This is a genomic window from Candidatus Neomarinimicrobiota bacterium (assembly GCA_021734025.1).
GTDB lineage: Bacteria > Fidelibacterota > JAANXI01 > JAANXI01 > JAANXI01 > JAANXI01.
Genome location: JAIPJS010000004.1, coordinates 74,311 through 87,600, shown reverse-complemented (window position 1 = coordinate 87,600; position 13,290 = coordinate 74,311). Strand labels below are relative to the sequence as shown.

Annotated in this window: 13 protein-coding genes; 11 read left to right on the top strand and 2 right to left on the bottom strand. The window is 50.9% G+C overall.

Features of this window, described 5'->3' with window-relative positions; genetic code table 11:
* Positions 1–40: 40 nt before the first annotated feature.
* Positions 41–808, bottom strand: coding sequence for a MerR family transcriptional regulator (locus tag K9N57_06125; GenBank protein ID MCF7803746.1), 768 nt, complete (start codon positions 806–808; stop codon positions 41–43).
* Between the two features lie 251 nt (positions 809–1,059).
* On the opposite strand from K9N57_06125, the gene K9N57_06120 reads away from it, so the two are divergent.
* Entirely contained in the window at positions 1,060–2,409 is a 1,350-nt protein-coding gene (locus K9N57_06120; GenBank protein ID MCF7803745.1) for a BNR repeat-containing protein, read from the top strand.
* Positions 2,410–2,526: 117 nt separating this feature from the next.
* Here K9N57_06120 and K9N57_06115 read toward each other — a convergent pair whose 3' ends face one another.
* On the bottom strand, positions 2,527–3,549 hold the full coding sequence (locus K9N57_06115; protein MCF7803744.1) for a hypothetical protein: 1,023 nt from the start codon (positions 3,547–3,549) through the stop codon (positions 2,527–2,529).
* Positions 3,550–3,986: 437 nt separating this feature from the next.
* Between K9N57_06115 and K9N57_06110 the strand changes: the two genes are divergently transcribed.
* From K9N57_06110 to K9N57_06065, 10 genes are all read left to right on the top strand, one after another.
* Positions 3,987–4,832 (top strand): hypothetical protein, encoded by an 846-nt coding sequence (locus K9N57_06110; protein MCF7803743.1) that lies wholly within the window; start codon positions 3,987–3,989, stop codon positions 4,830–4,832.
* A 357-nt stretch (positions 4,833–5,189) separates the two neighbouring features.
* Positions 5,190–5,483, top strand: coding sequence for a DUF2089 domain-containing protein (locus K9N57_06105; GenBank protein ID MCF7803742.1), 294 nt, complete (start codon positions 5,190–5,192; stop codon positions 5,481–5,483).
* Positions 5,434–6,066, top strand: a complete 633-nt coding sequence (locus K9N57_06100; GenBank protein ID MCF7803741.1) for a hypothetical protein — start codon at positions 5,434–5,436, stop codon at positions 6,064–6,066. The genes K9N57_06105 and K9N57_06100 overlap by 50 nt, the downstream gene beginning before the upstream one ends.
* Before the next feature lie 34 nt (positions 6,067–6,100).
* Positions 6,101–6,997, top strand: coding sequence for an alpha/beta hydrolase (locus tag K9N57_06095; GenBank protein MCF7803740.1), 897 nt, complete (start codon positions 6,101–6,103; stop codon positions 6,995–6,997).
* Between the two features lie 4 nt (positions 6,998–7,001).
* Positions 7,002–7,424 carry a hypothetical protein gene (locus K9N57_06090; protein ID MCF7803739.1) on the top strand — a complete coding sequence of 141 codons (423 nt, stop codon included), beginning with the start codon at positions 7,002–7,004 and terminating at the stop codon, positions 7,422–7,424.
* Between the two features lie 218 nt (positions 7,425–7,642).
* Positions 7,643–9,652: a glycosyl hydrolase family 2 gene (locus K9N57_06085; GenBank protein MCF7803738.1), complete on the top strand. Its 2,010-nt coding sequence runs from the start codon at positions 7,643–7,645 to the stop codon at positions 9,650–9,652.
* Positions 9,653–9,987: 335 nt separating this feature from the next.
* Positions 9,988–10,575 (top strand): DUF4287 domain-containing protein, encoded by a 588-nt coding sequence (locus K9N57_06080; GenBank protein ID MCF7803737.1) that lies wholly within the window; start codon positions 9,988–9,990, stop codon positions 10,573–10,575.
* A gap of 577 nt (positions 10,576–11,152) precedes the next feature.
* Positions 11,153–11,749: a hypothetical protein gene (locus tag K9N57_06075; GenBank protein ID MCF7803736.1), complete on the top strand. Its 597-nt coding sequence runs from the start codon at positions 11,153–11,155 to the stop codon at positions 11,747–11,749.
* Complete coding sequence (locus K9N57_06070; GenBank protein MCF7803735.1) at positions 11,736–12,050, top strand: transcriptional regulator; 315 nt, start codon at positions 11,736–11,738, stop codon at positions 12,048–12,050. Before K9N57_06075 ends, K9N57_06070 begins: the two co-directional genes overlap by 14 nt.
* A gap of 62 nt (positions 12,051–12,112) precedes the next feature.
* Positions 12,113–12,655, top strand: coding sequence for a hypothetical protein (locus tag K9N57_06065; GenBank protein ID MCF7803734.1), 543 nt, complete (start codon positions 12,113–12,115; stop codon positions 12,653–12,655).
* The last annotated feature ends 635 nt before the right edge of the window (positions 12,656–13,290 follow it).

Sequence of the window (13,290 nt, the reverse complement as noted above, 5' to 3'; positions counted from 1 at the left end):
ATCCAGCGATCGCGCAGCTTGCCATTTCGCTGGGATGAAACTAATCCAGATTCTGCCCGGCGAAATACCGCATAGCGCTGCTCATAAATTCGCCGAATCCCGGATATTCCTTCCCCTCGATGGTGGTGTAGCGGTTGTCCGCTCTGTAGAGTTCGCCCAGCCCCACATACTGTTCCGCTTGATCGTCCGGTGAACCAGTCGTCCCCCAGAATCGGCGGATATAGTGGTAGTGCTTTTCCACTTCCGCCTGGACTTCCGGGCTTTCCGGATCGCCGTCGCTCATTTCGGCCAGCGTCTGCCAGCACTCGGCAAAGCCCGATTTGAGTTCGTCGAGCTCCTGCTTCCCGAGGGATTTCAGATAGTCCTCGGATTGGTCAACGGCCGAACCCCATTTATCTTTGGCTTCCTTCCGCCAGGCTTGTGCTTTCTCTTTCGGTATACCTTTATACAGTTCCTCGTGGGACATGGGTGCTCCTTCCGTTTCCTTGGCTATGGTTTTGTCGATGGTCGAGATCAGTTGCGTCAGCCGCTTACGTCGCGAGATCAGGGCTGCTTTATGCTGCTGCAGCGCCTCCACGGTATCGAAATCCGGAGAGTCGAGAATCTCGCCGATCTCCTTCAGTGGGAAATCCAGTTCCCGGTAGAACAGGATCTGCTGCAAGCGAGAGAGTTCTTCTTCGCCGTACTTGCGGTATCCCGCCCGGGTGCGGTGCGCCGGCTCCAGGAGTCCGATTTCGTCGTAATGGTGCAGGGTCCGCACACTGATCCCCGCCATTTCTGCCAGCTGTTTTACGGTATAATCTTTCATCGTTTTGCCATTCGTTTTTTGGTTCAACACAAATATAAGGTATCACGTAACGTGAGGGTCAAGGGGGTTTTTCCTGATTTTTCCGATTTTTCGATTTACATTTCAGCACAATTCCTGTTCAGGCTGAACGCGGTATGTCTTATCAACGGCATAATTTGGAGAAGTCAGACGTGAACTCAGACTTATTCTTTGAAGTTAGCGATCATTTCCTAACCAATAGATAACCTGCTTACGGATAAAGGGTCAATTCTGTGTCACGAATTTACAGATTATTTACGGCGATTATTGGTGTGGTACTTCTCATCTCCTGCGGTGTACAAACAGATTCCAACGAGCCGTTCGTCCTGAGCGAGGACGGCGGCTGGTGCTGGTTTCAGGATCCGCGGGCGGTGATTTATGATGGCAAACTGATTGTCGGCACCGTGGCGATGGGGCGGTATGACTCGCTCCGGACAGGAGATGTTGAAGCGTTGGTGTACAATATAAAATCCGGGGAAACCGACCGGGTTGAGTTGTACGATCAGCTCCAGGCCGACGATCACGACTCTCCGGTCTTCCACGTGCGCCCGGACGGCCGCATTCTTACCTTCTTTGCGAAACATGGAAACGAAAACCGATTCTATTACCGGATTTCCAAGCCGGCCGCTCCGACCACCTGGGGTCCGATACAGACGTATCTTCCCAGCGAATCCACCATGCTGACCTATTCCAACCTCTACCGGCTCAAAGCGGAAGGAAACCGCCTGTATGACTTCTTCCGGGGTTTGGACGATACGTATAAGCCGTCTTACGTGTATTCCGATGATCTGGGCGAAACCTGGAGTACCGGGAACGTGTTTATCGACGTTCCGGTGAAGCAGCGGCACCGGCCGTATGTGCGTTATACTTCCAACGGAACGGACGAGATTCACATGCTCTATACCGAGGGGCATCCCCGGGTGTATGACAACAGTCTGTACCATATTTATTATTCCGACGGAAATCTCCATGCCACTGATGGATCGGTCATCCGCAGTCTGGAGGCAGGCCTCACCAGACCGGAAGAAGGCACGAAGATCTTCCAGGGCGATTCGAATCATGTGGCCTGGTCGGTGGATTTGGAGCTGGACGGAAACGGAAATCCCTGCGCTGTCTATTCGGTGCAGGTCGGATCGGCGGGACTGCCGCCGGGACAGGGCGGCGACGATATCCGGTATCGGTATGCCAGGTGGGACGGCGAGCAGTGGCAGGATTATCCCCTGGCGTATGCCGGGACTAAACTGTACTCAGGAGAGGATGACTACAGTGGTTTAGCCGCCATCGATCCGGATAATCCGGACGTGGTATTTATCTCCACAGATGCAGATCCGGAAACCGGAGATCCTCTGATCAGTCAGGCGGACGGCCAGCGCCATTACGAGGTCTACAAAGGAATTACCAGCGATGGTGGTTCTACCTGGGCATGGACTCCGATCACGCAAAATTCATCCGAGGATAATCTGCGTCCTGTCGTGCCGCAATGGACTAAGGAGAAAACTGTGCTGCTCTGGCTCCGTGGCGAATACCGATCGTATACTGATTTTTCACAGGATGTTGTGGGGCGTGTGTTGCATAACGAGTAATTTCATGTAGCACAGTAGAGACGTTCCATGGAACGTCTCTACAAGAATGCATCTGCGATATTATTCCCGGTTTACACACACCATCCAAGGATTGTCTCTACTGGTAAACACTTTAACTTAGTTCATCTCCCGCCACTGCTCCAAATCCATCAGAAAGATGCCGTATCCTACGCCGGCCAGATCGTCAGCGAATGCCGTCTGAAATGCCATGTATTTCCCGTCATCACTCACCACCGGATTGGAACTCTTGTACCCTTTATAATCGCTGAAGAAGGTCACCCGTTCCAGTTCTCCGCTGCCATCCAGAGCCAGCTTGTAGATATCTACGGCGCCGGTATCCCGGTCGTCCTCAACCAGAGTATGTTTCCCATCGGGGAAAATCCCCTCCGGCTCATCGTATTGGTTATCCGCCTGTGACATGTTGGTGATTTCACCGGTCTCCAGGTTCAGGGTCATGACTTCGGTACCTCTGTATCCATAGGCGGAAAAGGTGATGGCTTTTTCCTCGGGCGGGATGAAGTTCTGCACTTCCATGTCCGAGAATTCGGTCTCCCGGTTGTTCAGAATCTTCCTTTTATTGACGAGTTTCGGCGTACCGTCGTCATAGACGATATCCGCGAGGTAAAAGACGTACTGGCTTTCCTCCATCTTGTCCGGATATTGGGGATACGCCTGAGTGAAAGCGATCTTCATTTGTGTGCGGGAGACAGCCGGCCCTTCGGAACATTTCTCGCCGAGCCGGGTCGGCGGTTTGGTGTAGTTTTTGTCCAGCACCCAAAGTTCGGCCTTCTTCTGGCGGTTTACGTGCGGATTATCGGCGTCGAAACTTGTGCAGCCTGAGAGGAGCACATCGCCGTTTGCCAGGTACAACGCCCTGGTGAAGCCACCATGATAAAAATGGCCCGTAATCAGGTCGATTTGCCCGGTGTCCATGTCGTATTCGTACACGTCGCCGTACGTTTTTTCGACGAACATTATCGTTTGCCCGTCATGGGAAAAATCCGCCCGCTCACCAAACTGGGTGAGCTGTGTGATATACGGCGGCAGGTTCTCGGACGGATTGCCCTGCTTGTTCTGAGAAAACACGGCAGTTTGATGCAAGAGCAACAGTCCGATGAGCGTAAAGAGGTATTTTTTCATTGATGTCTCCGATTTGTGTTTATCACTGGTATCTGGCTGTCCGGTAACGGGCAGTGGGAATTGCCAAAAAGAATAAGCATAACCTAAGACAGTAACAGGAAACTGGCGACTGTTTTTCTGTCAGTGATAATTGGATACAGAGAATTTTCAAGATCTATTCAGTGAATCTACTCGATAGAAAACTCCGGATTTGGTCACCAGAGAATTTTTTTTGTCCGTATTGGAACACCACCTGTCCGCTGACGAACGATTCGGGAATATATCAAATTGATAATAAATATATCAGATTGAGTGTTGCTATACCACTGAAGAACCCGTTCATCCCACTGCAAACGGCACGTATTAGGGATTGATACGACGGTCAGATTTTGTGGCATACAAGTTGCAATTTTCTAAAGATATTACACAAAATTTAGAAAATTTATCAGGAGGGTCAGATGAAAAGTTTATATATTGCGTGGATTGGATTGCTCCTCTTTGGATTAATTAATGTCGGAATTGCACACGATCTCCCGGAAACTATAGAGAAGGAGTATTCGGTTCAGGGGGCGAAACTATCTGTAGATATCCGGATCGACGCCTGTGAAATCAACGTTGCAAAAAGTGACAATCCCCGGGGCCTCTATGTGAAAATTGAATATGATCCGGGAGTGGCAACTCCGGAGATCACCTACGATTCCAATGAGGGAGAATTCCGTCTGGAGATGGAGTATCCGTTTATGGCCCCTTCCAATGAGGGTCACGCTCCGATAGTTTACGTGGAATTACCATCGAAACCGGTCATTGATTTTGAATCCCACGTCAAGGCAGGGGAGATGGAATATCACCTGGGAGATCTTACGCTACGCAATTGTAAAATCAAGAGTTATGCCGGAGAACTGACTGTTGATTTTGCACTCCCGAATAAGACGGAAATGGAGAGGCTCTCCATCAGTACTTCCGTGGGAGAAAGCGAACTGAAAAACCTCGGAAATGCCCAATTTAAAAAAGCCAGAATCAATAACGGCATCGGAGAACTCACCGTAGATTTTGCCGGCCTCCAGTCAACGAAAGGCACTGCGTCCATCGATAACAATCTCGGCGCTGTGACTGTCAGTATTCCCCGGAACGTCCCCACAAGGATGCGGGTGAAAAAGGCCGGCTTTCTGACAGATTACCAGTGCTCCGGATGGTTTACTGAAAGACATGGCGTGTACTATTCCAGAAATTATACCAAATCGGGGGAACATCTGGATTTGTTGGTCTCCTCCGGCATTGGTGAGATGGATATCAACACCCATTAATTACTCCCCAAATACCACCGGGATATATCTTACTCCACTCCCTCCCATGTTAGATGATGTATATTCCGGTGGCCCTCCTCTTTTTAAATCGTTGTTTTCTTCGCTGGCGGTAGTTCACGAATTCCGGAATGTCTACGTCGAACCGCTCTGAAAAAAACCACATCCGCCAACATTAATGATGTAATATTCTCCAAAATCCCACAAAATCTTTGGGGTAAGATTCGGCGTTTTCCATGCAATAGGTATGTTCTATACAAAATTCAAAGTTGAATAAAGTTAAAGTTAATTTAAGATTAACTAATATTTGTATTGGTTAAGTTTAAATTTATGGTATATTAGTACAAACAAAATTAAACTATGGATAAAAAACTCCCCATCACGTGCCCGAGTTGTCAATCGGAATTAAATGTCCAGAGCCTGGCCTGCGAATCGTGCGATACGACCATCAATGGTTCATACGATTTACCACTGCTGCTGAAGTTGACGCAGGAGGAACAGGAATTTATACTCGACTTTGTGCGGTTCAGCGGGAGCCTGAAAAAGATGGCTAAAAAGTTGAATCTGAGTTATCCCACCGTCCGGAATATGCTGGACGATCTAATTGACACAATTGAAACACGCCAGCAATCCGATGCTGACGAAACTGATTAATCCGTTCCGGTTTATCGCCGGATTCCGGGCGCTGGCAGCTGGTGTCCTTGTTATTTTGGTAACTGCCGTTCTCGCCTATTTCAGCAACACCCATTTCCCTGACATCCTCTCGGTAAAAATCAGTGGTGATTTGCCATTCTGGTTCCTGGTCTCCCAGGGAGCAGGCAACTGGTTCATCGTTTCGGTTGTACTGTATCTCACAGCGGTCATCGCCTCCCCTTCCTCGGTTCGTCTTGTGGATATATTCGGCACCCAGGCCCTGGCGCGGTTTCCGTATCTCCCGGCGGCTGGCATCGGCTTTTTTGGGAGTGTTGAAAAATTCGGACAATACGTTCTCTGGGAAAATCTGGGCATGGGAGACGGCCCAGTTGCCATGGCCGGATGGGAAATGGGCTTCGCAATCCTGCTTATGATGCTGACTATTCTGCTTTCGATATGGCTTGTCGCACTCATGTATAACGCCTTTAAAATTTCGGCCAACCTGAAAGGAGCAAAATCCGGTGGACTCTTTATTCTCGGATTTATCGTATCAATCGTTCTTACCAGACTGTTCTCGAATTATCTGCTGGCGGGACTCGTCTAAATTGAGATATCTGCTTTGGGTAGCGGTGCTGCTTATGGCATGGGTACCCCTGCAGGCGCAGGAGGTCGACACTGTATACGTGGAGACCGACAGCGTCCGGCTGCACACGGTGCTCACCGTTCCCAGCGAAGTTGATTCGCCGCCGCTGGCGGTCTTTATAGCCGGTTCCGGCCCCACGGATCTGGACGGCAACCAGCCCAGCATGACGAATAACAGTCTGCTGTATCTCTCCAATGAATTGGTGAATAACGGCATCGCCACCGTGCGGTTTGATAAGCGGAGCATCGGAAAGAGCAGCCAGTTTCCCGAATCAGAAATGACCATCGATCTGTTTGCCAGAGATGTCGAATCCATCATCCGCCATTTCCGGGAGCGCGGATTTTCCGAGGTGTACATCATCGGACACAGTGAGGGATCGCTCATCGGACTGATTGTGGCGCAGGATACGGAAATCGACGGATTCGTCTCCATCGCCGGCGCCGGGAGTCCGGCGGACGAAATCCTGAAAAAGCAGCTGCAACCGCAGCTGCCGCCGATGTGGTACGATCAGGTGGTCGCGATGATTGACAGCCTGAAAAACGATATGCGCGTCAAAAAGGTGACCCCCTCGCTCCAGGCGCTGTTCCGGCAGCCGATTCAGCCGTATCTGATTTCCTGGTTCGACTATGTCCCGGTGGATTTGATGGCGCAGCTGGGTTGCCCGGCGTTGATCGTCCAGGGTGGAAATGACATCCAGGTGGATATCAGCGAAGCCGAGAAATTAGCGGGGGCGTTTAACGATGCCGAATTGGTCGTCATCGATGATATGAACCATGTGCTGAAATCCGTGGATGGCGATCAAAACGCCAATATCGCCACGTACACGAACCCGGATCTGCCCGTCCATCCGGAACTCGTCAAGGAAATTTCAGCATTCATTAACAACAGGTAATCTCATGAAAAAAACGCAAACCGGCTGGGTGATCATCGGAGTAATCATTGCCGTGAATATTTTGGTTTTTTTCAACGACACGCAACCACAGGTCATGCCACTTGTGCTTTTCATCTCTGCGGCCGTTATTCTGCTCTTCTACAATCTGACAATCCAGGTGACGAACGAGGCGGTGAAGTTTTCCTTTGGCATCGGCCTGATTCACGGTTCCTACGCTTTTGACAAAATCGAAAGTTGCTGCCCGAAGAATTACATTCCGCTGGGATGGGGCATTCGTCTGCGGCCTGGCGTGATCCTGTACAACGTCTCCGGTCGCAAAGCCCTTGAGCTGAAACTGAAACATAAAAAGCGCAAGATCTGGCTTGGTACTGACAGTCCGGAGGAGCTGGCAGAACATGTGAATGCCAACCTACCGGACAATAAGTAATTCCGAACTGTGGTGTCCATGGCGCCAGAGCAGTTTCCGATTACAGGGCATGTGTTGTAGTGTAATCCGTCGACGTACAAAATCTTGCAATTTTCCGTTCCATCTGTTCATTCCCAAAGATATATTTCATAGCAATCAAACACACTTTTGTCTGAATCTATGTGGAGGTCACTCCTTGTGGTTGCCGTGAAGAAACGATTAATTCTGAGGGGAAGATCATGAAAATTATTCTGCAAACCGGTTTGCTTTCTCTGCTGGTGGCGCTGGAGGCTTTTGCCATTGAAATGCCGGCGATTTTTTCGGATCAGATGGTCCTCCAGCGGAACGCGGAGGTGACCGTCTGGGGAAAAGCAGAGCCCGGTGAAATAATCACGGTGACAGGATCTTGGGGAAGTGAAGCCTCTGCACAGGCCGATGAAAACGGCGACTGGTCGGTGCAGCTGAAAACTACGGACACGGGCGGGCCGTACTCGCTTGAAGTCGCCAATAAAGTCACCACATTGGCATTCGAAGACGTCCTGCTGGGCGAGGTCTGGCTTTGCTCCGGACAGTCCAATATGGAGATGCCGATGCAGGGCTGGCCGCCGAATGACCTCATTCAGAATTCCAAAGAGGAAATCAGTGCTGCGGATTATCCGGATATCCGGTTGTACACCGTTGAGCGAACCATCTCTGCTCAAGAATTAACGGACACCGATGGCACGTGGAAAGTCTGTACTCCGGAGTCTGTGGCGGAATTTAGCGCCACCGCATACTTCTTTGGTCGAAATCTGCATACGGAGCTGGGAGTCCCCATTGGTTTGATTCACGCCAGCTGGGGCGGCACGCCTGTTGAAGCCTGGACGAGTACCGAAGCGCTCCGTACGGTGGATGAAATGCGGGAAACGCTGGAAAAAATTGAATCGAGCAGAGATGACGTACTAAAGTATAACCGATGGCTAGCGTCCCATGAGACGGTTCAATTTAAGTCATCAGGAGAGGATCGGTTCACATCACTCGAATTTAATGATGCACAGTGTGCCAATCCGGGATACGACGACGAAAACTGGCGGTCTATGGCGCAGCCTACTCTCTGGGAAGAGACCGGGATGGGGCAGTGGGACGGCGTGGTTTGGTATAGGAAAAATATATCGGTTCCGCCTGAGTGGGCTGGACAGCCGCTCACTCTGGAATTAGGCCCAATCGATGATATGGATGCCACATACTTCAATGGTAATCTAGTTGGCAGGAATGAAGTTGAGGGCGTGTGGCAAAAGGACCGCATGTACACGGTGCCGGGTGACCTGGTAAAATCCGGTGAGAATCTCATCGCAGTTCGCGTCATCGATACCGGTGGTGGCGGTGGGATATACGGTGACCCGAAAGAAATGCAGCTGTATCCCGGCGATGAAAAAGGAGAGGCACTTTCGCTGGCCGGCGATTGGAAATACCTGCCGATAGCGGAACTCCATAACGGTGAGTACTATCGGTTCGGAATCGAAACCGCCGAATTCTTTGAACGCCCGGAGGTTCCGATTACCGTGGGTGCGTCTACGCCTTCGTGCCTGTATAACGGCATGATTGCGCCGATAACGCCACTGACGATCCGGGGTGTCATCTGGTATCAGGGGGAAGCAAACACCGGCCGGCCGGAGCAGTACAAAACGCTGTTTCCAACGATGATCCGGGACTGGCGTGACCAATTCGGACAGGAGAATATGCCGTTTTACTACGTCCAGATTGCGCCGTACGATTACGGCCCGGAGACTGCATCCCAGCGATTGCGGGAGGCCCAGTTCGAAACGCTTTCCGTGCCGTATACGGGGATGGCGGTCACGCTGGATATCGGCAACCCGGACAATATCCATCCCGCCAACAAACAGGACGTCGGGAAGCGACTGGCGCGCTGGGCGTTGGTGAACGAATACGGCAAAGATGCCATCCCCTCCGGCCCGCTCTATACATCTATGGAGAAAATAGATGGGAAAGTTATTCTGCACTTCGATTATGCGGACGGCGGTCTGAAAATAACCGGCGACGGTTCAGCCAACTTTCGCATCGCCGGAAATGACCGGACATTCTATCCTGCAAATGTAAAGGTCCGGAAGAGCACGATTGTCGTATCCCATCCGGAAGTTCCGAATCCGGTGGCCGTCCGCTACGCCTGGGATGACACCAGCGCGGCGTCGTTGTTTAACAAGGCGGGGTTGCCGGCATCCTCCTTCCGCACCGATGACTGGGAGGATTAGGTATATGGGTATAAGGGTATAAGGGTATAAGGGTATAGGGGTATAAAGTGAGTGGGGATTGTTGAGCAAAACGGCATCTTGTTGGGGCGGATGAAGGAAATCGGAGAGGGGAAAAGAAAAAAGGAAAAATTGTTCGTGGTTGATTGTTCTAAAGCCACAAGTCAAATTAAAAGATTTAAGGTTTAGGCCAACACACAATTAATAATTAAGGCACAATCAACACAAATTACGAGTAAGAGTAAGAAAAAGCGCGTAACTATAACACAGTAACATTGTAGCACTGTTGTTTAACCTGAACACTCGAACACCCGAACACTATAACACTGGAATAAACCATGACACGCGAAATTTCCGACGACGCTGTAAACGAAGCCACCGGCAGACGCTGGGACGTATGGATGCAGATCCTGTCGGGGAGTGCCGTGGCCGATAAACCACATAAAGAGATCGCCGCCTGGCTGCGAAACGAGCATGGGGTCTCTCACTGGTGGAGCCAGACTATTACCAATCGCTACGAAAAGGAGACCGGCCGGCGGAAAGTCGGGCAGACTGCCGAAGGTACCTTCCAGATCGGAGTGCAGAAAACCGTCCATCTATCCGAAGGGGACACCTGGGAGCGATTGCTTTCTCAGGACGGGTTGCAGCAGTGGCTCGGAGAAAGCCCCGGATTCGTCCTCGCCGAAGGTGAAACCTACGAAACCGCGGGAGGAATTACCGGCGAAGTCCGGGTGGTAAACGACGAACACATCCGGCTCACGTGGCAACCGCCGGACTGGCCGGAGGCATCCACACTTCAGATTCGCGTTATTCCGAAATGGGAAGAAAAAGTCACCGTTAGCTTCCACCAGGAGAAAATTCCCAGTCAGGAACTGCGCGAGGAGATGCGGACACGGTGGAAGGCTGCACTGAAAGCGTTGTTTTAGGATTGGTACCTCCCGCCGCCGACCGCTCCCAGCGTCGGTGGCGGTTTTTTTTATCATAGAACTACATGACCGAACAGCCCGGAGGTTGAAAGTACGAGATCCTTCCCCGTAGGGATCCCGTTGGGGCGGCTCCCCGATGAATCGGGGTCGCTCAGGATGACTAGTGTTGCGTTCGTCCTAGAACGAGTAAAAAAATCGAGTCATCCCGACTGAGCGTAGCGAATGGAGGGATCTCGTGAAGCGACCACCGGGTGAAATTGCCAGATCCTTCTTCGTGTTTTTGCCCCTTTCAGGGTCGCTGACCCCTGTCCCAAAGGGATCTCTATGAGGAAAGGGGCTGTCCCCGAGGTAGCCCTCCAACACCGGTTCCCGCATTGGCGGAATCGGTGGCGGGAAATTCTTCTCTATGGAAAACAAGGTCTTCAACCATCGAAATCCATCTCCCACAGGCTCCCCATGAGCTCACCTGATTTAGTACGACCTAAAATTGCCCATTTTTTACTTGACTATTTCAATTTAGCAGATAACTTTATGAAACAAAGTTAATAAATGAAACAAAGTTAATAAATGAAACAAAGTGAAGGGAAAATCAATGGAAGATCGCATCGAAATTATTCATGAGATGATCGAGAAGACCCGACGTCGCGCTGCCGGTTCCGGCGGGTATTTCCTGCTCTGGGGCTGGTTGATTTTATTTGCCTGTATTGCCCAATACGCACTGGAATATCTGCACGCAGCGCAGTATTCCTGGGTGCTTTGGAGCGGAGTGACTGCATTCGGCGCAATTATTACCGTGCTTATGCAAAGCCGGAACCGGGAGAAATCAGGCGTAACGACCTATGTAGACTCGGCGATTTCCAGTGTCTGGCAAGCGTGTGGAATAAGTATTCTTCTGGTGGCATTTGTGGGAGTGATGTTTGGTGGGATCTCTTATGACTCGTTAGTCCCCACTATTTCGATTCTGGCCGGAATTGCCACATTTGTAACCGGTCGGGTTATCGAATACCGGGTGATGCAGTACGCAGGCATTATCTGGGGGGTTGGCGCCGTTGTGGCCATGTTTATGCCTGCCCAATACCATACACTCATCATGGGAGTGACTATAATCCCGGGTTACCTGGTGCCCGGCTACGCCATCAAACGTTACGCAGGTGAAAGCCATGAAGCAGTATGACGAACCGGATCGGCTGATCCATGCGCCGGTACGCCTGGCGATTCTGTCGGCGCTAATCTCGGTGAAGGAGGCGGATTTTAACTTCCTGAAGGAAGCAATCGATACCTCCGATGGGAATCTGAGTGTGCATCTCTCCAAGCTGGAAGACGCCGGATATATCGAAATCCACAAATCATTCGTGGGCAAACGTCCGAGAACTTCCTGCACCATGACTGACAAGGGCCGGGAAGCCTTCAAACGTTATGTAGAAACCATAGAACAGTACCTCCATCCCGGCGATGTTGGATGCGAGAAGGAGTGATCGTTTTTCGCTACAGCTGATATGCCAGGTACGAATACAACACAAAACAGAAAGGATCCAAAGTGGAAAAAAAGAGAGTCTATAAAACAGGCTGTATGCTGTTCTGCCTGCTCTTGATGGGAGCGGTCGGGTTTGCCCAGGAAGGCATGCCTTCGCAGGACGAAAGCATGGAAAAACTCAGTCACTTCGCCGGAGAGTGGCAGGGCGACGGCTGGATGATGATGCGAAACGGGGAGAAGAACGAGTTCACCCAGACGGAGTTAGTGGAATGGAAATTGGATAACACTATTCTCGTAATTGAAGGCGAGGGCAAAACCCCTGAGGAACGAAAAGTCCATCAGGCATTTGGGATTATCTCTGCCGGAAAATCTCCCGGAGAGTTTACGCTTCAATCCTATCTGGCTACAGGACAATCGACCACGGCTAGTGCCAAACTGGACAGCACCGGACAGTTCATCTGGTGGTTCGAAGACGGCCGTGACGGTACCATCCGGTATACCACAATTGTTACAAAGAATACATGGACGGAAACCGGGGAATACTCCCGGGACGGCGAAACCTGGCGACAGTTCCTGGGGATGGAGTTGCAGCGGATGTCAGAGTAGGCAAGTAAGTAATTCCGACCGAGTGTAAGTGAGTGGAGGAATCCCGTAAATTCAATGTTCAGAGGTAAGAGATCGAGATCCATCGGCTTCAGCCCTCCGGGCTTTCGCTCAGGATGACTGAAGCTTTGCCCCTAGACTACGAATCAGTCATTCCCAGCGGAACGGAGTGGAATTGAGGAATCTTGCTTGGGATACTCCTGGGGTAAAATTACGAGTTCCCTCCCCCGCAGAGATCCCGTGGGGGCTTGATTTTTTTCCCGCAGGGATCTCTATGAGGCTGCCCGTTTTTTGTCAAGAAAAAAACGGGCATTGGGCGATTCTTTAGTTTTTTTACCCGCCCGTCCGTGACGTGGAAATACCATGAGAAGCCCGAAATCGATTGAAGAGCGAGAACCTCGATTTCATCCGGCGGCTCCCGGATAGTGCTGAGGATGGCTGGCGTTTTAATACTATCAAGTAAAAGTTAACATTGAGTCATCCCGACCGAATCCGGCTGCTGCCGGATGAGCGGAGGGATCTCGTGAATGACCTTTCGGAGTGTAACTCACGAGATCCTTCGGCTCCCCCGATGAATCGGGGTCGCTCAGGATGACTAGTGTTGCTTTTGTCCTAGAATGAATAGAAATAACGCGTCA

What these genes read in the sequence shown, in the direction of transcription:
- K9N57_06125 (MCF7803746.1), bottom strand. Translation starts at nt 808, where the DNA reads ATGAAAGATTATACCGTAAAACAGCTGGCAGAAATGGCGGGGATCAGT.
- K9N57_06115 (MCF7803744.1), bottom strand. Translation starts at nt 3,549, where the DNA reads ATGAAAAAATACCTCTTTACGCTCATCGGACTGTTGCTCTTGCATCAA.
- K9N57_06110 (MCF7803743.1), top strand. Translation starts at nt 3,987, where the DNA reads ATGAAAAGTTTATATATTGCGTGGATTGGATTGCTCCTCTTTGGATTA.
- K9N57_06105 (MCF7803742.1), top strand. Translation starts at nt 5,190, where the DNA reads ATGGATAAAAAACTCCCCATCACGTGCCCGAGTTGTCAATCGGAATTA.
- K9N57_06095 (MCF7803740.1), top strand. Translation starts at nt 6,101, where the DNA reads ATGGCATGGGTACCCCTGCAGGCGCAGGAGGTCGACACTGTATACGTG.
- K9N57_06090 (MCF7803739.1), top strand. Translation starts at nt 7,002, where the DNA reads ATGAAAAAAACGCAAACCGGCTGGGTGATCATCGGAGTAATCATTGCC.
- K9N57_06085 (MCF7803738.1), top strand. Translation starts at nt 7,643, where the DNA reads ATGAAAATTATTCTGCAAACCGGTTTGCTTTCTCTGCTGGTGGCGCTG.
- K9N57_06080 (MCF7803737.1), top strand. Translation starts at nt 9,988, where the DNA reads ATGACACGCGAAATTTCCGACGACGCTGTAAACGAAGCCACCGGCAGA.
- K9N57_06070 (MCF7803735.1), top strand. Translation starts at nt 11,736, where the DNA reads ATGAAGCAGTATGACGAACCGGATCGGCTGATCCATGCGCCGGTACGC.